The organism is Sphingomonas sp. 3P27F8 (assembly GCF_005502745.1).
In the GTDB taxonomy this organism is placed as follows: Bacteria; Pseudomonadota; Alphaproteobacteria; order Sphingomonadales; family Sphingomonadaceae; genus Sphingomonas.
Genome location: NZ_SCNL01000004.1, coordinates 197,467 through 217,474, shown reverse-complemented (window position 1 = coordinate 217,474; position 20,008 = coordinate 197,467). Strand labels below are relative to the sequence as shown.

The window sequence follows — 20,008 nt, the reverse complement described above, 5'->3', positions numbered from 1 at the left end:
CAATCCTTTCGTGCAAAGCATATAGGTGCAGCCCACGTGTCGGTGGGCGATGGATAGAAAAGGGTCAGGCTGCCTCGTTTCCGCGCGAGATGGCGACGATCCCGGTGCGCGCGACCTCTATCAGGCCGACTTCGCCCATCAGCTCAACAAACTTGTCAATCTTGTCGATGCCGCCAGTCACCTCGAACACGAAGCTGGAGGTGGTGGCGTCGACCACGCGGGCGCGATAGACGTCGGCCAGGCGCAGCGCCTCGATCCGGTGATCGCCGGTGCCGCGTACCTTCACCAGCGCCAGCTCGCGCTCGACATGCGCGCCATCCGCCGTGAGGTCATGAACACGATGGACCGGCACCAGCCGATCGAGCTGCGCGACGATCTGCTCCAGCACCGGCGGGGAAGCCGAGGTGACGATCGTGATGCGGCTGACGGACTTGTCCGCCGTTATCTCGCTCACCGTCAGGCTTTCGATATTGTAGCCGCGCGCAGTGAACAGCCCCGCGATCCGGGCGAGGATGCCCGGTTCGTTGTTGACGATCACCGCCAGCGTGTGACGCTCGGCCTTTTCTTCCCTGATATGCATGTCATCATCCCGGCCAGCGCCGGGACCTCCCTGAAATGGTGGAAGCTTCTCGCAACGTTACAGATTAGACGAGCGCTTTCGCCTCGTCGTTCATCGTGCCCGAAACCTCGTTGGCCTGCAGGATCATATCGGTGTGCGCCGCGCCGCTGGGGATCATGGGAAAGCAGTTGGCGAGCTTCGCCACCCGGCAATCAACCATCACCGGGCCGTCATGCGCGAGCATTTCCGCAATGCCGCTGTCGAGCTGGTCGGGCCGTTCGATAAGGATGCCTTTCCAGCCATAAGCTTCCGCGAGCCTCACGAAATCGGGCAGCGCATCCGAATAGCTTTCGGCATAGCGGCTTTCATAGGTCAGTTCCTGCCACTGTCGGACCATTCCCATATATTCGTTGTTGAGAATGAAAATCTTCACCGGGAGGCGATATTGCGTGGCGGTGCCAAGCTCCTGGATGTTCATCTGGATCGAGGCTTCACCGGCGATATCGATCACAAGCGCCTTTGGGTTGCCGAGCTGCGCCCCGATCGCGGCTGGCAGCCCGTATCCCATTGTGCCAAGGCCGCCGGACGTGAGCCACTTGTTCGGACTTTCAAAGCCGAAATGCTGCGCCGCCCACATCTGATGCTGGCCAACCTCGGTGCTGATGATTGGCGCTCTTGCATGCGTCGCGTCCCACAACGCCCTTATGGCGCGTTGCGGCATGATCTCGTCGCCGCCATCGGGGAAATCGAGGCTGTTCACCGCTCGCCAGCCATCGATCCGGCGCCACCATTCGGTGATGTCTGGCTTTGGATGCTGGCGCGATTTCCAGATGCGGATCATGTCCTCCATCGCATGGCCTGCGTCGGCCAGGATGGGCAGGTCGATCCGCACTGTCTTGTTCATCGACGATCGATCCACGTCGATATGAACCTTGCGGCTGTTCGGGCTGAAAGCATCGAGTCGGCCGGTCACGCGATCGTCGAAGCGCGCGCCGATCGCGACGATCAGGTCCGCCTGATTCATCGCCATATTGGCTTCATAAGTGCCGTGCATGCCCAGCATCCCCAGCCATTGCGGGCCGGAGGCGGGATAGGCGCCGAGACCCATCAACGTGGATGTGACCGGCGCACCTGTGATCTTCGCCAGTTCGCGCAGCAACTGGCTTGCCCCTGGCCCCGAATTGATGACGCCGCCGCCAGTGTAAAAGATCGGCCGCTCGGCGGCCGCCAGCATATCGATGACCTGCTCGATACTGCGCCGATCCGCCTTCACCGGCGGGCGATAGCTCTTGTGCTGAATCGGGCCAGGCTTGGTATAGTTAGCGGTGGCGACCTGCACGTCCTTGGGAATGTCGATAACCACGGGGCCGGGGCGGCCGGAGGTGGCGATGTGGAAAGCTTCGTGAATAACGTCGCCAAGCCGGGCCGGATCTTTCACCAGATAATTATGCTTGGTGCAGTGACGCGTAATGCCGACGGTATCCGCCTCCTGGAAAGCGTCCGTTCCAATAAGGGTCGTCGGCACCTGACCGGTGATGACAACCATCGGGATCGAGTCCATCAGCGCGTCGGTGATGCCGGTGACCGCATTGGTCGCGCCGGGGCCGGAGGTCACGAGCACCACGCCAGGCTTGCCCGTGGACCGCGCGTAACCCTCCGCCGCATGCGTGGCCGCCTGTTCGTGGCGAACAAGGACGTGGCGGATGCGCTTGGCGCGGAAAATCGCGTCGTAAATCGGGAGAACCGCTCCGCCAGGATAGCCGAAGATGACTTCCACGCCGAGATCGCACAGCGCCTCGACAAGGATGTCTGCTCCGCTCTTCTCGGTCACTTCGATCACTCCTCTATCATGCTGCGCCAGCGAATAGCGGGTGCGGACGGCGGGCGCTAGGGCATCGAAAATTACTCGTCAAGGAATATTGAGGAAATATTGTTTCAAACTGCCGTTCGCGAGGGCTGATCGCCGAGGCCAAATCGGCGGGGGCTGATTTCGGAACCAGGTGTATTGCCGCTTGGCATAACGTCGCGTGGATAACTGGGCGGCAAGCAGCGCCTCTTCCCGCGTAAGATCGCCCATCAGCATTTTCGTGATCTCCGGCACGCCTATCGCCCGCCGTACCGGCGCATCGTCGGGGAGATCTGTGCGGGCCACCAGCGCTGCGACTTCCTCGACGGCGCCATGATCGAACATTTGGACCAGCCGGGCGTCACATCGGGCCACCAGCGTGTCCCGGTCGGGAAGCAGGATCAGCGGGCGCAACTCGATCGCGTCGCCGATTCCACCAGCGCGCTCGACCTGCCAATCGGCGAGCGAACGACCCGTGGACCGCACCACTTCAAGCGCGCGGGCGATCCGGGTGGTGTCGCCAGAGTTGAGCCGCGTTGCGGCTGCCGGATCCTCCCGCGTCAGTGCCGCATAGGTTTCCGTAACCGGCATGGCGCGCACCTCGGCCCGGATCGTAGCGTCGATCTCCGGCACAGGCGCAATACCGTCGAGCAGCGTACGCAGGTATAGCCCGGTCCCGCCGACCAGCACAGGCAGGCGATCCGCACTATGCGCCGCCGCGATCTCAAGCCGCGCGTCCGCCGCCCATTGCGCCGCCGAACAGGCGACCGCACCATCGATGTAACCGAAGAGACGATGCGGCACGCGCGCCTCATCCGCCGCGTCGGGCCGGGCGGAAATAACGCGCAGATCGCGATACACCTGGCTCGCATCGGCGTTGATGACGACGCCATTTGCGCTTTCCGCCAGAGCAATCGCCAGCGCGGACTTGCCGCTCGCCGTCGGCCCTGCAATGAGCGCGACCGTCGGCTTGCGCGGTTCAGTCATGGCGACGGCCGATATCCTGAGCGGCTGTGCGGATCGACGGGAGCATAAGGGATTTCGTATTGGGCATGTTCACGGCGACGTTGATAGCAACGGGAAGGCTTTCCGCCCACATCCTCGCCGACGCCACTGAACGGCTGACTGCCGCCCGGTGCGCGCCGGGCGAGGCGGTCTGGCTGGATGAGGGCGATGCCGCGGATATCTCGTTTGCGCATGATCCCGCTGCTGCGCGTATGGCGCTTGAGGGGCGGTTCGATCGCGTAGATGCGATCGTCCAGCGGACCGACGGGCGAGAGAAGAAGTTGATCGTTGCTGACATGGATTCGACGATGATAACCGTCGAGTGTATCGATGAACTCGCCGATTACGCCGGGCTCAAGCCACGGATCGCAGAGATCACCGATGCCGCGATGCGCGGTGAACTTGATTTCGCGGCGGCGCTCGATGCGCGTGTCGCACTGCTTGAGGGGCTTGGCGCCGACGCGATTGATCGCTGCCGCGCCGAGCGGGTGAAGATCATGCCGGGCGCGGTCGAACTGGTGCGCACGATGCGCGCGCGTGGCGCGAACGCCGTGCTCGTCTCTGGCGGCTTCACCGCCTTCGCCGAGCCGGTCGGGAAGGAGATCGGGTTTGATCGCGTGATCGCAAACCGCCTGGGCGTGAGCGATGGCCGGCTGACCGGCACGGTGGCCAAGCCGATCGTCGATGCCTCCACCAAGGAACACACATTGCGCGCGATGCGCGCCGAACTCGACCTCGGCGATCACGAGACGCTTGCGGTGGGCGACGGCGCGAACGACCTGGCCATGATCGGTATCGCCGGACTGGGCGTCGCCTATCACGCCAAGCCGATCGTCGCGACGGCGGCGGCGGCGCGGATTGACTATGGCGATCTCACCGCGCTGCTATGGGCGCAGGGGATTGCGCGCGATGACTGGATAAGGGGGTAAGGGCAGGGTTCGCACAATTTCTGATGACCGGAGCCTCCATCGTTCCGGCGCGCAGCCTCGAAAACCATTTCCGGTCAACGATGCTCAGCAACGAGAAGGCGATCGATGGTCGAGCTGCCGAACGCACCTTGCCGCCACCATGCTCAATTCCCAACCGATGATTAGGGTCAGCGCTTCGATCACGCCAAACACATCCCCTGCGCGGACGGCCTGAAGAAGGACAAGCGGTTCGACGCGCCGCGACCAACCCTTGCCGCAAAAGCGTTGGTCGACATGCTCATCGAAAGCAGGGCAACAGCACTGGGGGGCATTGAGACCCGCCGCACAAGACATGTCCCCACACCGGCCGGCTCGGCAGTGGGATTCGCTGGTCTCGCTATGCGAATTGTACCCGCTGATCACGCAATGTCCAAAATAACTACCCGGACAAATATGTTGACGTGAACCCGGCTACGGCCGGAAGCTACTCCCCAAAAGGAGGGTGTCTTATACGTGTAGGCTCAAGGCGTTGCGACCCGCCCGATTGCAACGCTTATCGGATATCGCAGCCGGGGGTGGTACGTAAATTGACAGCGTTCGACCAATACTCACACTATGGCCCGACCACTACACAGGCGACTCCGGCCTTACCGCAAGCCGCCTGCGCCGCTGCCTTGCTCGCGAAGCCGCTTGCCTGCACCTTGGTAATATCCCCCGCCTTGACGTAGCTTACGCGGCCGCCGGTCTTGCCGCCGACCTTGCCCCAGAGCGCGCGCGCATTGTTCTCATCGCGGAATGCGCCGAGCTGGATGCGCCAGGTGCCACCCGTCGATGTGGCCTGGGCGAGGGTGGGCTTGGGTGCCTTCGATTTCGCCGGCATGGAATGCTGCGCCGGCTCTGCCTTTTCGGCATTCTCTGGCTTAGGAGCGGGGGCTGGTTGCTTGGCCGGTGGTAGATAGCCTTGGCCGGTCGACTTGGCCGCCGAAGGACGCGGCAGATCAAGCGCGGCGGTGTGCTGCAACGCTGACGACGGCCTGCTCGCTGCGGCCAGGCGCGCGCTGCGGCCGTCGTTTTCGATCCGTTTCGCGAGTGCCAGCCCCTGTTGACGCTGCTCAGGTGCGATGTAACCGTCCATCTGCGCGAGCGTCTGCGATGCCTGCGGCAAACCCTGTTGAGACGAGCGCGTGACCAGGGCGAAGGCGCGTGCCCAGTCTTTCGTCACCGCGTCGCCGTTGAACAGCATCGTTCCCAGAACAAGCTCGGTTCGCTTCTCGTCGCGCGCGACCGACTTTTCGAGCCAGGGCAACGCCTCTGTCTTGCGGCCTTCCTGAAACAGGATCAGCGCGTAATTGTCCTCCGCTTGCGGATGGCCCTGGAGCGCAGCCTTACGGAACCAGTCTATCGCCTGATTCTGATCGGCGGGCACACCGCGCCCCAGCTTGTATGCCTGGCCCATGTTGAACTGGGCATCCGCATCACCAGCGATCGCGGGCTTGCGCCATTCGGCAATCGCCTTGTCATAGTCGCCCCGCCCCCAGGCGTCGACGCCCGCCTTCACTTCGGCCAGCGCTGGCATCGTCGTCAACAACAGCGCGACTGCGCCGAGGTAAGCAATCCTCATCGCCGAGCCCTCATCCCGCTTCTTTTCACGCACCATGCCCGATGGTTTACACTCCAGCAATTAACCATTCCTTCCCGTATAGTCCGCGGTGGAGCGATCGTTCAGTGCCGTCGCGCAGGGCGAAGAGTAAACACGCGCCCTTCCGTGGCATTTACCTTTCCTTATCCTCCCGCGTGTCATTTCTCTGCCCGAACAGGTGGATTTGAGGAACTCATGCGCGTTCTCGCAATGGCATCACAAAAGGGAGGGTCGGGCAAGACGACCCTGTCCGGCCATCTCGCTGTGCAGGCGCAGCTCGCAGGAGCCGGGCCGGTCGTGCTCATCGATATCGATCCGCAAGGCTCGCTCGCGGACTGGTGGAACGAGCGGACGGCGGAGTATCCCGCGTTCGCGCAGACAACGGTCGCACGGCTTGCAGCTGATCTGGAAGTGCTGCGCCAGCAGGGCTTCAAGCTCGCGGTCATCGATACGCCGCCGGCGATCACGATGGCAATTCAGAGCGTGATCCAAGTCGCCGAACTGATAGTGATTCCGACCCGACCCAGCCCGCACGATCTGCGCGCCGTTGGCGCTACAGTCGATCTGTGCGAGCGTGCCGGCAAGCCGCTGATCTTCGTGGTAAACGCTGCAACGCCGAAAGCGCGAATCACCAGCGAGGCGGCGGTCGCGCTGTCGCAGCACGGCACGGTCGCGCCGATCACGATCCATCAGCGCACCGATTTCGCCGCGTCGATGATCGACGGACGGACGGTTATGGAAACAGATCCAAATGGTAAATCCGCAGGCGAAGTGATCGCGCTGTGGAGCTATATCTCGGATCGGTTGGAAAAGAACTTCCGCCGCACCGTCTTTTCGGCGCCCAGCGCCGTCAATGGCTTCACGCCCGCGCGGCCAGCAGCGGCCGGCTTCGGTCGGCGGGTGATGGGCTGATGCTGGGGGCGCCAAAGCCGCTCGCGTCGCTTTCGTCGGGCCTCCTCGCCCGCAAGGGGCAGGCACGCCCCGCGATGCGTCCGCAAGGTTTCGCCAGTCTCGTCAGTGCCGGCGACGAACTCGGCTGGAACGACATGGGGGAGCCCGCACCGGCTCCACCGGTACCGCCGGTTCTGATCGAGCGCGAGGCGTTGCAGGAAAGCGTGGCGGTTCAGCCCGTCGCCCATCCCGAAGCGATAGCCGAACCGCAGCTCGAAACCGCTACGGATACGCCCGAAATCCAGCAAATGGTTTCGACCCCGCTGCCTGCGGCGATCGATGTGTCGGTCGCCACGGCGGCCCGTATTCGCCGCGAGACAGCGCATCGGCGCAAATCCGCCTTCACGCTGCGGCTGGATGAGGAGCGTCACCTGCGCCTGAGGCTCGCTACGGCGACCCGAAATCGCTCTGCGCAGCAGCTCGTAACCGAGGCGCTGGACGCCTTCATCGCCACCCTGCCGGAAGTGGAGACGCTCGTCGGGCAGCTCCCGCCGCGCAAACGGCGCTGATCGGGAAGACAGGAACATGGTCATGAATATTCGTGCGCTCGCCACCCTCAGCCTTTCGGCGCTGGCATTCGGCGGGACAATGGTCGGTTGTGCACAGGGCGGCACAGGCGTTGCCTCCGCCGGCAGCCGCAACGATGCGGCCATGGCAAAGCAGGCCGCAACCAACGCAGACAAGGCGCGCAAGGCGCTGGCAAGTGGGCGTATCGGGCAGGCCGTTTCCTTTGCGGAGTCGGCGGTGGCGATGCAGCCGCGTGACGCGGGCTATCGCGTGCTGTTGGGGCAAAGCTATCTCAAGGCGGGCCGCTTCACATCGGCGGAAACCGCATATGGTGACGTGCTGACGCTCTCTCCCACCGATTCGCGCGCCGCGCTGAATCTGGCGCTCGCGCAGATCGCCGGCGGGCATTGGGAACTCGCACAGAAGACCCTCGACATCCATGGCGAACGGATCGACGTAACCGATCTGGGGCTAGCGCTTGCGCTGGCGGGCAATCCGGCGAAGGGCGTCAGCATATTGATCGCGGCGACCCGTTCGCCAAGTGCTACGCCCAAGACCCGGCAGAATCTGGCACTCGCAATGGCGCTCGCCGGACAGTGGCAGGAAGCGCGCAACATCGCGGGCATAGATTTGCCGCCGGCGGAGGCCGACCAGCGGATTATGCAATGGGCGACGTTCGCCAAGCCGAATCACGCCGCGGATCAGGTCGCGGCGTTACTGGGCGTCACGCCGGCGCAGGATCCGGGCCAGCCGGTCGCGCTCGCGCTAAACGCGTCCGTTCCGGTAGCGCCCGTTGCCGTGGCGAAAACTGCGCCGGTGGATGCAGGCGCGTCGGTAATGACCGCGCCGAAGCCGGAGCCGAAGCCCACGCAGCTCGCCACCGCCGAAACCGCCGGGGCGCCCCCTTCGGTTGCTGTACCCGCCCCGGCCACCGCAACGGCGACCATTGCTCCCGCCTTCGCTAAAGTAACGTTCGCGCCGCGCCAGGAATTTGTGCAGGCGCTGCCGGCGAGCACCTTCGCGGCTGCGAAGGCGATGGTAGCAAAGAACGATGCGGCGCGCCGCGCGATCGTGCGCGGAAAGGAAAAGGGCGACTGGTATGTCCAGATCGGCGCATTCTCGTCCGCCGGGGTTGCCAAGGATGCTTGGGCACGCGCACAGCATCGCTTCGCCGGGTTTTCGGGCAAGGCGCCGGCTGGCATGACCTTCAAAACATCGAGCCAGGAATTCTATCGCCTATCGATCGGCGGCTTCACGCGCGCCGATGCGGACGCGACGTGCCGTTCCTATCGTGCGAAGGGCGGGGTCTGCTTCGTCCGGGCGGGAGCAGGTGATCAGGTTGCCCAATGGACCAAAGGCGGGGTGCAACTCGCCTCGCGCTGATCCGCTGGAAACTGGCGCCGCCCGATATCAGTGGATCTCGCGGCCGCCCTTGAACACCCTGCGTACACGCCCTTGAACCGGCAGACCGTCGAACGGCGTGTTTCCAGCCTTGCCAGCCATCTTTTCGGCATCGATCTGCCACGGTGCCTGATCGTCGATCAGAATGACATCGCCGGGTGCTCCAATCCGTAGCGACCCGGCTTCCACCCCAAGAATGGCGGCCGGATTGCGGGCGAGCAGGGCGAACAGCCGGTCGATGGCGATGCCGTTGTCCCGTGCGAGGCCAAGTGCGAGCGGTAGCAGCGTTTCCGCGCCCGATGCGCCGGCGCTGGCATCCGCATAAGGCAGGCGCTTTTCTTCCGGCCCCCGCGGGTCATGGCCGGAGCATAACACGTCGATCGTGCCGTCGGACAAAGCCTTCAACGCGGCGCGGCGATCGTCCTCGCAACGCAGCGGTGGCGACAGATGCGCGAAGGATCGGAAATCACTTATCGCAATATCCGACAGCAGAAGATGAGCAGGTGTTATGCCACACGTCACATTTACCCCGCGACGCTTGGCTGCGCGCACGAGATCGAAGCCCTGCGCCGTCGTGACCTGACGAACATGGATCGCCGCTTCCGCATCCTCCGCCAACATCAAATCGCGCGCGATCGCCAGCGCTTCCGCCACGGCGGGCGCGGCGGGGAGGCCGAGCCGCGTCGCCGTTTCGCCGGTGGTCGCCACTGCCTCGCCCGTGAGTCCACCATCCTCGGCGTGGGTGACGAGCGTGAGGCCGAGATCGCGCGCATAATCGAGCACGCGCCGCATCACGCCGGAATCGGCGATCCACCCGCGGCCGGTGCCTATCGCGCGCGCGCCGGCTGACTGGCAGATTGCCATCTCTGCCAGTTCCTCGCCCTGAAGTCCGCGCGTTGCGGCCGCGATTGGATGAATCCAAAGGTCGGGCTTGCCGATCAATGCGGAGCGCTGGACGATCCCGGGCTCGTCCAGCACCGGCGTCTGATCCGGCATCAGCCCGACGCGCGTGATCCCGCCAGCGCGAAAGGCGGCGTCATCGATCGTCGCGACGCCGAGATCGACGATGCCGGGCGCAAGGATCAGCCCATTGCAATCGATGATCGCCGCCCCGTCCGCCGGGCGATCCGTAATCACGCCGTTCGCGATGCACAGGTCGCCCGGCCGCTCACCGCCATCGGGGCAGACGATCCGGGCATTCTGGAAATGGAGCGCCGGGGTCATGCCCATCCCTTTACGCCGCGTGCGCGCCTCGTGAGCACGTCCAGGCAGGCCATGCGCACCGCCACGCCCATCGCCACCTGCTCCGTGATCGCAGAACGCTCGACGTGATCGGCAACGTTCGAATCGATCTCCACGCCGCGATTCATCGGGCCGGGATGCATCACCAGCGCGTCGGGCTTGGCGCGAGCCAGTCGCTCCAGCGTCAGGCCGTAACGCAGGTGATATTCGCGGGGCGATGGGACATAGCCCCCTGACATCCGCTCTGTCTGGAGCCGGAGCATCATCACTACATCCGCACCTTCAAGCGCGGCATCGAAATCAGTGAAGGCGGTCACGCCCATCCGTTCGATCGCGGCCGGCATCAGCGTGGTCGGCGCACAGACGCGGACCTCGGCGGCGAGCGCGGTGAGCGCCAAAATATTCGAGCGCGCGACGCGGCTGTGCATCAGATCGCCGCAAATCACGACGCGCTGGTGCGCGATTCCGCCGCGCCGCCGCCGGATCGTCAGGGCATCCAGCAGCGCCTGTGTGGGATGTTCGTGTCGGCCGTCGCCGGCGTTTAGCACGGGACAGTCAACCTTGTCCGCGATCAACCGCACCGCGCCGGAGGACATATGGCGGATGACGATCACATCCGCGCGCATCGCGTTGAGCGTCATCGCGGTATCGATCAGCGTCTCACCCTTCTTCACGCTCGATTGTGCAGCGTGCATGTTCACCACGTCGGCTCCCAGACGTTTCCCGGCGATCTCGAACGACAGCAACGTCCGGGTCGAATTCTCGAAGAAGGCGTTGATCTGTGTCAGGCCGGCGAGTCGCTTGTCCGGCGGCGCGTGCTCGGCGTTCGATGCGATCCAGCGTTCCGCCTCGTCGAGCAAAAACATAATCTCATGCGGTTGCAGGCCCTCGATGCCGGTGAGGTGGCGATGAGGGAAAACAGCGCCGCCCGGAATGAGAGTGGCGGGGCGGTGGTCCGACGGATCAGGCATCGAAGGTCAGCGGATAGTGATCGGGGCGGGTGGGCGCAACGGTGTTTTCCCGTTAGTCGTTGGGCACCATCGGCTTCGCACCTTTAACCTCCGGTGGCACGGGGACCATTTCGTACACATCCAGCACGCCGCCGGGTGCTGCCGAGCGATCGAGGATCACTCGCCAGCGAAACGATGAGACGCGCTCGATCAGGCCGACGATATCGCGCGAGGGATCATCGCCATAACGGTGCTGCGTCTTCTCGCCCTCTCGCCGCGCGGTGCCGAGCAGCACCATCCGCTTGTCGCCATCGGCATAGAGGCGCCCGTCCGGTCGGTTCTCGCCCGACGCTTTTGCGAAGGACAGGCTGCCGGTATCGGCGAGGATATAGCAGATATCGGGCGCGAACGATTGGAAGCCCCGCGCGCCGCCCAGCCTGATCAGCCGGCAATGATATGGCCCCGGTGATACCTGTGGCGCGAGTTGAGCCGCGTCCGGATCGAGCAGGGGGCCCTCAGCCCGGGCCTTAGAGACTGCGGCGCGGGGCAGGGCGCGGACTGCGCGCGCGAAATGCGCATCCAGCGTTTCTAGCGATCGCATCCCGGCGGGCGTTGCGATCCGCATCCATTCCGGGGTCGGCGTGCTGGTATCGACGGTCGCATGAGGGCGCATTGCCGAATCCCGCGTGGCGCATCCCGCAAGTGCGACGCCGGCCATCCCGGCCAGAAGCCATCCGCGAACCATCAATCTCTCCACGCAAACCGGCGGCCACCGGACAGCGACCGCGTTAACAAACAGTAAAACTTCGTGGTTAACGAAAGGTAAACGCGCGCCGATCGGCTCGCCGCGTCCGAGGATCTATCAGGCGCGCACCAGCGCATCTATCGCGCCCTGCAGGATGTAGGCGGCGGCCATTTTATCGACCAGCTCGGCGCGTTTCGCGCGGCTCGCATCCTGCTCGATCAGCGTGCGTGTCACCGCCTGCGTTGACCAGCGTTCGTCCCACAGCAATATCGGGCCGAGATCGGCGACATTACGGGCGAAGGCGCGGGTGGACTGGCTGCGCGGGCTCTCGCTGCCGTCGAGGTTGATAGGCAGACCGATAACGAGGCCGACAACCGCCTGTTCCACGATTAGCGCCCGCAACATTTCCTTGTCCCTGGTGAACTTGTTGCGCCGGACGAGCAGGGCGGGGCTGGCGAAGGTCCATTGCGCGTCGCACAGCGCCGTGCCGATCGTCTTGGTGCCGACATCCAGCCCGATCAGCCGGCCGCCGCCGGGCAGGGTATCGCGGAAATCGGAGACGATGGTGGTTATCATCGCGCGTACAGTCGGCGCGCCACATCCGCCCGGATGCTACCCCAGAACAGGGCATAATCATAGACGTGGTAGTTGTTGCCGGGCAGCACATAGGGTCCAAGCTGCGGCGCGGTGCCAATCAGCAGCAAGCCTCGCCCGGCGCAGCGCGCCGGCACCTTGCCCGGATCGATCACCGCCCCCGACATGTCTTGTGAAGGAAACAGCGTGCCTTTGTTGGCACTGGCGGGAGCGTCGGCGTCGGCGGTGCCGGTCAGGGGATTGGTGCAGACGATTCGCGTGCCGCGTCGCGGCCGGCCGGTGAGGCCAGTGGTGCGGTCGAAAATATCGAGGATCAGCGTGGGATCGGCCGGTTCGGCGAACGTCTCCCATGAAAGCACGCAGCCGCGCTGATCCGGCGCGGTACATTCGGGCAGGCCGAGTGCCGGAAGGTCGGCGCTGCGGCTGATCGGCCAGCCGATCACATAGGCCGCAACGATCCGATGCGCTAGCGGCGTGCCGGCGACGCGCTCCTTGAGCAGGCGCATAAGATGCAGCGCGCCCTGGCTGTGCCCGGCGAGGATGATCGGTCGATCCGGCCCGATCTCACGCAAAAATACATCGAATGCCTGCGTTATGTCGCGATAGGCGACATCCAGTGCACGAGCGGCGTCCGGGCTGGTCGTCAGGAACGAGCCGAAGGTCGCCTGCCGATAACGCGGTGCCCAGATATCTCCGGCCGCGTTGAACACGCTAGCCTGCCCCCGAAGGTATAATGCGGTGCGTTCGTTCGCTTCCTTGTCGCCCAGCGGCGCATTCCAGCCGTCGCGCTGGAGATAGGACGTGGGGTGAATGAAAAAGATCGATGCAGGCCCTGCCGCCGTCTTGTAGCCGGCGGGGGTCCACGATGCCGCTTTTTCCTTCACGCCCGGCCGCGCGAACCACATTTTCGGCAGGGCGTAGGCGTTGTCCGGCAATGGCGCGCGCGCCTCAAACGCAACGCCGGGCACGAAACGCCAGCGGATCAGCTCGTTGCCCCAGACGCGGAAAACGATCGCGGCGACGATCACCAATGCTGTCAGAAAGGCAATGATGTAGAGAAATTTGCGAGCCATCACGCGTGTGACTGCCCGAGCAGACCGGCGCGCGCAATGCCGGGCATTGCTTTCCCGCGATGCACAATGGTAGCGGCGGAGCATGTCCGTAGACACCGCCACAGTGAAGAAAGTCGCGAGCCTTGCGCGCATCGCGATCGACGATGCCGCAGCCGAGCGGCTCGTGCCCGAACTCAACAATATCCTCGGCTGGATCGAGCAACTCGGGGAGGTCGATACGCACGGGATCGAGCCGATGACGGCGGTGATCCCGAACACGCTGCGTCTGCGCGATGATGTCGTCACCGATGGCGGCATCCGCGACGCTGTGCTGGCGAATGCGCCGGCGGCCGAGCATGGCTTCTTCACGGTTCCGAAGGTGATCGAATAGTGTCCGACCTTACCGATCTCGGCATCCGCGAAATCCGCGACGGCGTACGCGCCGGCAGCTTCTCGGCGCGCGAAGTGGCCGAAGCCTTCAACGCGGCGGTCAGCGCGGCCAGGCCGCTCAACGCATTTCTGGTGGAGACTCCCGATCACGCGCTTGCCGCTGCCGATGCTGCCGATGCCGCGCGTGCGGCGGGCGAGCCACCGAAGCCGCTCGCCGGTGTGCCGATCGGCATGAAGGATCTGTTCTGCACGAAAGGCGTGACCAGCACGGCGGCGAGCCACATCCTCGAAGGTTTCACCCCGACATATGAGTCCACGGTCTCGCAGAACCTGTGGGATGCGGGCGCGGGGATGCTGGGTAAGCTCAACATGGATCAGTTCGCGATGGGTTCGTCGAACGAGACGAGCGCGTTCGGCAATGTGATCTCGCCGTGGCGGCGTAATGATGGCGGCAATGCCGCGCTTGCGCCGGGTGGTTCGTCGGGTGGTTCGTCGGCGGCGGTGGCCGCGCGAATCGCGCCCGGCGCAACCGGAACGGATACCGGTGGCTCGATCCGTCAGCCCGCGTCGTTCACGGGCATCGCCGGGATCAAGCCGACCTACGGCCGCTGCTCACGGTGGGGAACTATCGCCTTCGCCTCGTCACTAGATCAGGCCGGTCCGATGGCGCGCGACGTCCGCGATTGCACGATCATGCTGGAGGCGATGGCGGGCTTCGACCCGAAGGACGCGACCTCGCTGGAGCTGGCGGTGCCCCAATGGGAAGCGGAGCTGGACGCCAGCCTCGTCGGCAAGCGCGTGGGCGTGCCGAAGGAATATCGTGTCGATGGCATGCCGGTCGAGATCGAGCTGCTCTGGCAGCAGGGCATCGCCTGGCTGAAGGACGCGGGCGCCGAGGTGGTCGAGGTTTCGCTGCCGCATACGAAATATGCGCTGCCGGCTTATTATATCATCGCGCCGGCGGAAGCCTCGTCTAACCTAGCGCGCTATGACGGCGTGAGATATGGCGAGCGTGAACTGCCAGATGGGGCGAACTTGCAGCAGATGTATGCCGCGACGCGCGCCGCCGGTTTCGGCGAAGAGGTGAAGCGCCGCATCCTCATCGGCACCTATGTGCTCTCGGCCGGTTTCTACGACGCATATTACACCCAGGCGCAACGGGTCCGCGCGCTGATCGCGCGTGATTTCGAGGCGGCATGGGAAAAGTGCGACGTGTTGCTGACTCCGACCGCGCCGTCCGCCGCCTTCGCGTTGGGCGAGAAGCAGGCCGATCCGCTCGCGATGTATCTCAACGACGTGTTCACCGTGCCCGCGAGCCTCGCCGGCCTGCCCGCGATGAGCGTGCCCGGCGGGCTTGATCCTGCGGGCCTGCCGCTCGGCCTCCAGATCATCGGCAAACCGCTGGACGAGCAGGGCGTGCTCAACGCCGCGCTGGCGATCGAGGAGCGGGCCGGCTTCACGGCCCGCCCGCAGGCGTGGTGGTAAGGAATTGAACGATGACTGAATCCACCTATCGCATCACGGGCGCCACCGGGGACTGGGAGGTCGTGATCGGCCTCGAAGTTCATGCACAGGTCACATCGAACGCTAAACTGTTTTCCGGTGCGGCGACAGCGTTCGGCGCGGAGCCGAACACGCAGGTCAGCCTGGTCGATGCCGCCATGCCCGGCATGCTCCCGGTGCCGAACCGCGAGTGCATCCGTCAGGCGGTGCGCACCGGCATGGCGATCGATGCGCGGATCAACAAATGGTCGCGTTTCGATCGCAAGAATTATTTCTACGCCGATCTGCCGCAGGGATATCAGATTTCCCAGCTTTACCATCCCCTTGTAGGCGAAGGTTCGATAGATATCGAGGATGGGGGGCGCATCAAGACAATCGGTGTGGAACGTATCCATGTCGAGCAGGATGCCGGCAAGCTGATGCACGATCAGCATCCGACACGCTCCTATGTCGATCTCAACCGCTCCGGCGTGGCGCTTATGGAGATCGTCAGTCGACCGGACATGCGCTCGCCGGAAGAGGCGGGCGCCTATCTGCGGAAGCTGCGCGCGATCCTGCGCTATGTCGGCTCGTGTGACGGGAACATGGAAGAGGGATCGATGCGCGCCGACGTGAACGTCAGCGTACGCAAGCCGGGCGACGAATTCGGCACGCGGACCGAAACGAAAAACGTCAATTCGATACGCTTCGTGATGGCCGCGATCGAGCACGAGGCGAAGCGGCAGGTTGAGGTGCTCGAATCTGGCGGCGCGATCGTTCAGGAAACGCGTCTGTTCAATCCGGACAGCGGCACGACGCGATCGATGCGCTCCAAAGAAGATGCGCATGATTACCGCTACTTCCCGGACCCTGACCTGTTGCCGCTGGAGCTGGACGACGTCTTCCTCGACGCGTGCCGCGCCTCTCTGCCCGAACTGCCGAACGCGAAGCGCAAGCGTTACGAGGCGCTGGGCATCACCGCCTATAATGGCGAAGTGCTGACCGCAGAGGTGGAAACAGCGCGCTGGTTCGATGCTTTGCTGGAGGCAGGGGCGGCCCCTGTTGCTGCATCCAATTGGGTCACCGGGGAGCTGTTTGGCGCATTGAACCGGATCGGCAAGGGCATCGAGGAATCGCCGGTCGGGCCGAAGCAGGCGGCCGAGCTGCTCGCGCTGGTTGCCGATGGCACGCTATCGGGCAGCCTTGCCAAGCAGGTGTTCGAGGTGATGCTTGAAACTGCCGACGCGCCCGGCAAGATTGTCGAGGAGCGGGGGTTGAAGCAGACCTCCGACACTGGCGCGATCGAGGCGGTGATCGCGGACGTGCTCTCGAAAAATCCCAACCAGCTCGAACAATATCGCGCCGGCAAGGAAGCATTGTTCGGCTTCTTCGTGGGCCAGACAATGAAAGCCATGGCGGGCAAAGCCAATCCGCAGGTGGTGAACGACCTGCTGAAAAAGGCGCTGGCCTGACGCGCGATCAGCGCTCGCTCAGCCGCGGCATCAGTTCGACGAAGTTGCAGGTGCGGTGTCGGCTGTCGAGCTGATCCCGGAGGATGCCGTCCCAAGCATCCTTAACCGCGCCCGTCGATCCCGGCAGCGCGAAGATGTACGTACCGCGCGCCACGCACGCGCAGGCGCGGGATTGAACGGTCGATGTGCCGATTGTCTGGTAGCTCAGCCAGCGGAACAGCTCCCCGAACCCGGGGATCATCTTGTCCGCGATGCGCTCCACCGCTTCCGGGGTGACGTCGCGCCCGGTAACGCCGGTGCCGCCGGTCGTGATGATACAGTCAATGCTCTCGTCATCGACCCATAGATGAAGCTGCGCAACCAGATCGTCGGCGTCGTCGCGCAGTATCGCGCGTTGAGCAAGAACGTGCCCGGCACGGGTGAGGCGCTCGACAAGCGCGTCGCCGGAGCGGTCCTCGGCAAGCGTGCGGGTATCGGATACCGTCAGCACAGCGATGCGGACGGGGATGAACGGGCGGTTCTCGTCAATGGCCATTGGGCGGATGCCTTAGGGTGCGAGGGCTTTGCCGCGCAAGAGTCAGCGGACTGCTTCGTGTTGCGAGGCAGCGGTTTGGGATAAGTTGGGCAAGACTTTCTCGAATTTTCCATCTCCGTTGAGCCGCGTCGACTAAGCGATCGCGCCGCGAGCATGCTCCTGCCGCCGTTCAGCTGCGCGGCGCTCCGCACGGCGGGCAAATCTACCCAGCCGAAGGTACTTTTGCATTATATCGAATGCGGCGCAGGGGTGTTAGCTACTATCGATGACCAAAGCCGCACACGAAATCGCCCTTCGCGATCTTCAAAAAGAACGCGATTATTGGCGCAGACGTGCGGCTCAGCATGGCCAACTTGCTGAAAAGGCGGATAGTCCCGCCTCCATAGCGCTTCATCTGGACTTGCAGCGACTATACGATGCGCATGCGGACAGCTTTACCGTAGTGCAAGGCGACTAGGCCGAAGCGCAAAAATACTAGGAACGTGCCGCCTGATCGATGGTTGATGCGCCCGAACCGGCAGCACTCCTCCGATGTACATTGCTTGAGTCGAGACCGCGATGGTTTCGGCAAGCGTGTCATCCAGGATGCTGTACCGGGACCGTATCTTCTTCCCGAGAGGAAACCATGATGAACAAGCACGAGTTCAAGGGTAATGCGCGCTATGTAACCGGCAAGGTCGAGAAGGCGGTGGGCGATGCCGTCGATAGCCGCGACTGGCAGGTTGACGGGGTTGTTGATCAGGTCGCGGGCAGCGCCGAGCATGCCTATGGCCGCGCAAAGTCTGTCGCGGAAAACGCGATCGACGCTGCACCGGCGCTGGCGGAAGAGGCGCGCGATCGCCTGAAGGCTGCAGGCGACCGTGCCGCCGATCTGGCGCGCAAGAGCGGTAAGGCCGCCAATGCTTCCATGGGTGAGGCTCCGGCGCTTTGGGCGCTCGTGGCGGCTGTGGGTGGCTATGCGATCGCGTGGGCGATCCATGGGCGCCGCGCCTGAGAGACCTGCGATGAAAGCCGCGTCGTTCAAAACTCTGCGCGAGACCGCGGATCTGCGCCACTTGCGCCAGATCATCGCGGGGCTGGACGAGGGTGTGATCCTGATCGATCCGGACCAGAGCCTGCTCTGGGCGAACGATTCGGCGCTAACCATGCACGGTGTCGACACGATCGCCGATCTTGGCGCGACCGTGAATGATTATCGCGCCCGCTTCCAGTTGCGGTATCGCAACAACCATCGACTGGAAGCGGACGACTATCCGATCGAGCGTGTCGTAGCGGGTGACTCCTTTTCCGAGGTGGTGGTTGAAGTCATCGTCGCGGGCGAGGATCAGCCGCGGTGGGTGCATCAGGTTCGCAGCCTCGTGCTGAACGACGCCGATGATGGAGAACCTGCTTGCCTCGTGCTCGTCATCCAGGACGTATCGGCGCGCTACGAGGCGGAGGATCGATTCGAACAGTCGTTCAACGCGAATCCGGCTCCGGCGGTGATTTGCCGGCTGAGCGACTTGCGATTCGTAAAGGTCAACCAGGGCTTTCTTGAGATGACCGGGTATCAGCGCGAGCAAGTGCTTTGCAAAACGGTTTACGATATCGACGTCTTGCGCGCTGCTGATCGACGCGATCTCGCCAAAGAGCGCCTCGCGGAAGGGCGCACCATCCCGCAGATGGAGGCAGAGCTCGATATCCCCGACGGCGGGGCCAAGCTCGTCATCGTCGCTGGTCAGCCGATCGAGATGGATGAACAGCCCTGCATGCTGTTCACATTTGCGGACCTGGAGCCCCGGCGCAAAGCCGAAAGCGCGCTGCGCCACAGCGAGGAACGATTCACTCGCACGTTCGAGATGGCGCCCGTGCCGATGGCGATCGGCGCGCGCGACGGCCATCTGCTGTGCGAGGTCAACACCAGTTTCACCCAGATGACCGGCTATGCCCCTACGGAGATCATGGGCCGTCCGCTCGGGGAGGTCGAACTGTGGGAAAGCAGCACCGTCCGTCGCGAGATCGAAGCGGGTATCGCGCATGGGCGCGATCTGCGCGGGCACGAGGCGCGTATTCATGCCCGCGACGGGGCGACGATCGACTGCCTCGTGTCGACCGAGTCGATAAGGCTCGGCGACGATGACTGTGTTCTGTGGGCCTTTCAGGACATCACACAGCGCAAGGCGACCGAACTCGAACTCGTCGAGGCGATCGAGGCGGTGATGAAGGATACGAGCTGGTTCAGCCGCTCGATCATGGACAAGCTGGCCCGGTTGCGGGCGCCGCAAACCGATGTGTCGGGGCCGGGCCTGGACGATCTAACCGCACGCGAACGCGACGTACTGGCGCTCATCTGTCGCGGCTACGACGACAAGCGGATCGCGCGTACGCTGAATGTCGCGGGCAATACCGTGCGTAATCATGTCGCGCGTATTTACGCCAAGATCGGTGTCAATCGCCGGATCGCTGCCGTCGCCTGGGCGCGGGCGCGCGGTTTCGACGGCGAGGGCGTTGTGATCGGCGAACCGGATCGGGAGATCGAAGCATGACCAAGGAAGCTGAAACCCGTCGTCAACGCGTGGCAAGAGAAAGGTCTGCCACCACTCGCGCCGCCAAGGGATCGGTCAAGGAAGCGATTGGCACGTTGATCGGCGACGACGCAGTTCGTGCTGAAGGTCGTGCCGAGAAGCGCGCTCGCAGCGTGGCGGTTTCGTCAGGCAAGACCTCCGCGCGCCCCTGACGCGGAACACACCC

The 20,008-nt window shown here is 64.1% G+C and carries 21 protein-coding genes; 11 read left to right on the top strand and 10 right to left on the bottom strand.

Annotated elements, in window-relative coordinates; translation table 11 throughout:
• Positions 1–64: 64 nt before the first annotated feature.
• From ilvN to miaA, 3 genes are all read right to left on the bottom strand, one after another.
• Positions 65–580 (bottom strand): acetolactate synthase small subunit, encoded by a 516-nt coding sequence (ilvN, locus tag FFS35_RS07135; RefSeq protein WP_137786437.1) that lies wholly within the window; start codon positions 578–580, stop codon positions 65–67.
• Between the two features lie 64 nt (positions 581–644).
• A complete protein-coding gene (locus tag FFS35_RS07130; protein WP_137786436.1) occupies positions 645–2,390 on the bottom strand; it encodes an acetolactate synthase 3 large subunit in 1,746 nt (581 codons plus the stop codon).
• Between the two features lie 78 nt (positions 2,391–2,468).
• Entirely contained in the window at positions 2,469–3,392 is a 924-nt protein-coding gene (gene miaA / locus FFS35_RS07125; RefSeq protein ID WP_137786435.1) for a tRNA (adenosine(37)-N6)-dimethylallyltransferase MiaA, read from the bottom strand.
• A gap of 65 nt (positions 3,393–3,457) precedes the next feature.
• Here miaA and serB point away from each other — a divergent pair, with 65 nt between their 5' ends.
• Entirely contained in the window at positions 3,458–4,339 is an 882-nt protein-coding gene (gene serB / locus FFS35_RS07120) for a phosphoserine phosphatase SerB (protein WP_137786497.1), read from the top strand.
• Between the two features lie 592 nt (positions 4,340–4,931).
• On the opposite strand, the gene FFS35_RS07115 is transcribed toward serB, so the two are convergent.
• A complete protein-coding gene (locus tag FFS35_RS07115) occupies positions 4,932–5,939 on the bottom strand; it encodes an SPOR domain-containing protein (protein WP_137786434.1) in 1,008 nt (335 codons plus the stop codon).
• Between the two features lie 213 nt (positions 5,940–6,152).
• Here FFS35_RS07115 and FFS35_RS07110 point away from each other — a divergent pair, with 213 nt between their 5' ends.
• The 3 genes from FFS35_RS07110 to FFS35_RS07100 are packed head-to-tail and all read left to right on the top strand — an operon-like array spanning position 6,153 to position 8,798.
• Entirely contained in the window at positions 6,153–6,869 is a 717-nt protein-coding gene (locus FFS35_RS07110; protein WP_137786433.1) for a ParA family protein, read from the top strand.
• Positions 6,869–7,417 carry a hypothetical protein gene (locus tag FFS35_RS07105; protein WP_137786432.1) on the top strand — a complete coding sequence of 183 codons (549 nt, stop codon included), beginning with the start codon at positions 6,869–6,871 and terminating at the stop codon, positions 7,415–7,417. Before FFS35_RS07110 ends, FFS35_RS07105 begins: the two co-directional genes overlap by 1 nt.
• A 22-nt stretch (positions 7,418–7,439) precedes the next feature.
• Complete coding sequence (locus tag FFS35_RS07100; protein WP_137786431.1) at positions 7,440–8,798, top strand: SPOR domain-containing protein; 1,359 nt, start codon at positions 7,440–7,442, stop codon at positions 8,796–8,798.
• Between the two features lie 27 nt (positions 8,799–8,825).
• Here FFS35_RS07100 and FFS35_RS07095 read toward each other — a convergent pair whose 3' ends face one another.
• The 5 genes from FFS35_RS07095 to FFS35_RS07075 all read right to left on the bottom strand — a co-directional run bounded on the left by FFS35_RS07095 (position 8,826) and on the right by FFS35_RS07075 (position 13,420).
• Entirely contained in the window at positions 8,826–10,040 is a 1,215-nt protein-coding gene (locus tag FFS35_RS07095; protein ID WP_137786430.1) for an amidohydrolase family protein, read from the bottom strand.
• Positions 10,037–11,029 carry an aspartate carbamoyltransferase catalytic subunit gene (locus FFS35_RS07090; RefSeq protein WP_137786429.1) on the bottom strand — a complete coding sequence of 331 codons (993 nt, stop codon included), beginning with the start codon at positions 11,027–11,029 and terminating at the stop codon, positions 10,037–10,039. Before FFS35_RS07090 ends, FFS35_RS07095 begins: the two co-directional genes overlap by 4 nt.
• A 52-nt stretch (positions 11,030–11,081) precedes the next feature.
• Complete coding sequence (locus FFS35_RS07085) at positions 11,082–11,753, bottom strand: DUF4893 domain-containing protein (RefSeq protein WP_137786428.1); 672 nt, start codon at positions 11,751–11,753, stop codon at positions 11,082–11,084.
• A 117-nt stretch (positions 11,754–11,870) separates the two neighbouring features.
• The gene (ruvX, locus tag FFS35_RS07080) at positions 11,871–12,329 is read right to left on the bottom strand and encodes a Holliday junction resolvase RuvX (RefSeq protein ID WP_137786427.1); all 459 of its coding nucleotides are present in this window, start codon (positions 12,327–12,329) and stop codon (positions 11,871–11,873) included.
• Complete coding sequence (locus FFS35_RS07075) at positions 12,326–13,420, bottom strand: DUF3089 domain-containing protein (RefSeq protein ID WP_137786426.1); 1,095 nt, start codon at positions 13,418–13,420, stop codon at positions 12,326–12,328. Before FFS35_RS07075 ends, ruvX begins: the two co-directional genes overlap by 4 nt.
• 82 nt (positions 13,421–13,502) lie before the next feature.
• Between FFS35_RS07075 and gatC the strand changes: the two genes are divergently transcribed.
• From gatC to gatB, 3 genes are read left to right on the top strand one after another with little or no spacing between them, the layout of a single operon-like run.
• Complete coding sequence (gatC, locus tag FFS35_RS07070; protein ID WP_137786425.1) at positions 13,503–13,790, top strand: Asp-tRNA(Asn)/Glu-tRNA(Gln) amidotransferase subunit GatC; 288 nt, start codon at positions 13,503–13,505, stop codon at positions 13,788–13,790.
• On the top strand, positions 13,790–15,274 hold the full coding sequence (gene gatA, locus FFS35_RS07065) for an Asp-tRNA(Asn)/Glu-tRNA(Gln) amidotransferase subunit GatA (protein WP_137786424.1): 1,485 nt from the start codon (positions 13,790–13,792) through the stop codon (positions 15,272–15,274). The genes gatC and gatA overlap by 1 nt, the downstream gene beginning before the upstream one ends.
• Before the next feature lie 11 nt (positions 15,275–15,285).
• Positions 15,286–16,743, top strand: a complete 1,458-nt coding sequence (gatB, locus tag FFS35_RS07060) for an Asp-tRNA(Asn)/Glu-tRNA(Gln) amidotransferase subunit GatB (protein WP_137786423.1) — start codon at positions 15,286–15,288, stop codon at positions 16,741–16,743.
• Between the two features lie 7 nt (positions 16,744–16,750).
• Here the strand turns inward: gatB and moaB are convergent, their stop codons facing one another.
• Positions 16,751–17,278 (bottom strand): molybdenum cofactor biosynthesis protein B, encoded by a 528-nt coding sequence (moaB, locus tag FFS35_RS07055; protein ID WP_137786422.1) that lies wholly within the window; start codon positions 17,276–17,278, stop codon positions 16,751–16,753.
• Positions 17,279–17,543: 265 nt separating this feature from the next.
• On the opposite strand from moaB, the gene FFS35_RS07050 reads away from it, so the two are divergent.
• The 4 genes from FFS35_RS07050 to FFS35_RS07035 all read left to right on the top strand — a co-directional run bounded on the left by FFS35_RS07050 (position 17,544) and on the right by FFS35_RS07035 (position 19,994).
• On the top strand, positions 17,544–17,735 hold the full coding sequence (locus tag FFS35_RS07050; RefSeq protein WP_137786421.1) for a hypothetical protein: 192 nt from the start codon (positions 17,544–17,546) through the stop codon (positions 17,733–17,735).
• A 171-nt stretch (positions 17,736–17,906) separates the two neighbouring features.
• Positions 17,907–18,272 (top strand): CsbD family protein, encoded by a 366-nt coding sequence (locus FFS35_RS07045; protein ID WP_137786420.1) that lies wholly within the window; start codon positions 17,907–17,909, stop codon positions 18,270–18,272.
• A gap of 10 nt (positions 18,273–18,282) precedes the next feature.
• The gene (locus tag FFS35_RS07040; RefSeq protein WP_137786419.1) at positions 18,283–19,803 is read left to right on the top strand and encodes a PAS domain S-box protein; all 1,521 of its coding nucleotides are present in this window, start codon (positions 18,283–18,285) and stop codon (positions 19,801–19,803) included.
• The gene (locus FFS35_RS07035) at positions 19,800–19,994 is read left to right on the top strand and encodes a CsbD family protein (RefSeq protein WP_137786418.1); all 195 of its coding nucleotides are present in this window, start codon (positions 19,800–19,802) and stop codon (positions 19,992–19,994) included. The genes FFS35_RS07040 and FFS35_RS07035 overlap by 4 nt, the downstream gene beginning before the upstream one ends.
• Positions 19,995–20,008: the final 14 nt, after the last annotated feature.

Coding starts and splice junctions, on each gene's coding strand:
- miaA (WP_137786435.1), bottom strand. CDS start 3,392: ATGACTGAACCGCGCAAGCCGACGGTCGCGCTCATTGCAGGGCCGACG.
- FFS35_RS07095 (WP_137786430.1), bottom strand. CDS start 10,040: ATGACCCCGGCGCTCCATTTCCAGAATGCCCGGATCGTCTGCCCCGAT.
- FFS35_RS07090 (WP_137786429.1), bottom strand. CDS start 11,029: ATGCCTGATCCGTCGGACCACCGCCCCGCCACTCTCATTCCGGGCGGC.
- FFS35_RS07075 (WP_137786426.1), bottom strand. CDS start 13,420: ATGGCTCGCAAATTTCTCTACATCATTGCCTTTCTGACAGCATTGGTG.
- gatB (WP_137786423.1), top strand. CDS start 15,286: ATGACTGAATCCACCTATCGCATCACGGGCGCCACCGGGGACTGGGAG.
- moaB (WP_137786422.1), bottom strand. CDS start 17,278: ATGGCCATTGACGAGAACCGCCCGTTCATCCCCGTCCGCATCGCTGTG.
- serB (WP_137786497.1), top strand. CDS start 3,458: ATGTTCACGGCGACGTTGATAGCAACGGGAAGGCTTTCCGCCCACATC.
- FFS35_RS07105 (WP_137786432.1), top strand. CDS start 6,869: ATGCTGGGGGCGCCAAAGCCGCTCGCGTCGCTTTCGTCGGGCCTCCTC.
- FFS35_RS07050 (WP_137786421.1), top strand. CDS start 17,544: ATGACCAAAGCCGCACACGAAATCGCCCTTCGCGATCTTCAAAAAGAA.
- FFS35_RS07085 (WP_137786428.1), bottom strand. CDS start 11,753: ATGGTTCGCGGATGGCTTCTGGCCGGGATGGCCGGCGTCGCACTTGCG.
- FFS35_RS07035 (WP_137786418.1), top strand. CDS start 19,800: ATGACCAAGGAAGCTGAAACCCGTCGTCAACGCGTGGCAAGAGAAAGG.
- FFS35_RS07040 (WP_137786419.1), top strand. CDS start 18,283: ATGAAAGCCGCGTCGTTCAAAACTCTGCGCGAGACCGCGGATCTGCGC.
- FFS35_RS07100 (WP_137786431.1), top strand. CDS start 7,440: ATGAATATTCGTGCGCTCGCCACCCTCAGCCTTTCGGCGCTGGCATTC.
- ruvX (WP_137786427.1), bottom strand. CDS start 12,329: ATGATAACCACCATCGTCTCCGATTTCCGCGATACCCTGCCCGGCGGC.
- FFS35_RS07115 (WP_137786434.1), bottom strand. CDS start 5,939: ATGAGGATTGCTTACCTCGGCGCAGTCGCGCTGTTGTTGACGACGATG.
- FFS35_RS07110 (WP_137786433.1), top strand. CDS start 6,153: ATGCGCGTTCTCGCAATGGCATCACAAAAGGGAGGGTCGGGCAAGACG.
- FFS35_RS07045 (WP_137786420.1), top strand. CDS start 17,907: ATGAACAAGCACGAGTTCAAGGGTAATGCGCGCTATGTAACCGGCAAG.
- ilvN (WP_137786437.1), bottom strand. CDS start 580: ATGCATATCAGGGAAGAAAAGGCCGAGCGTCACACGCTGGCGGTGATC.
- gatC (WP_137786425.1), top strand. CDS start 13,503: ATGTCCGTAGACACCGCCACAGTGAAGAAAGTCGCGAGCCTTGCGCGC.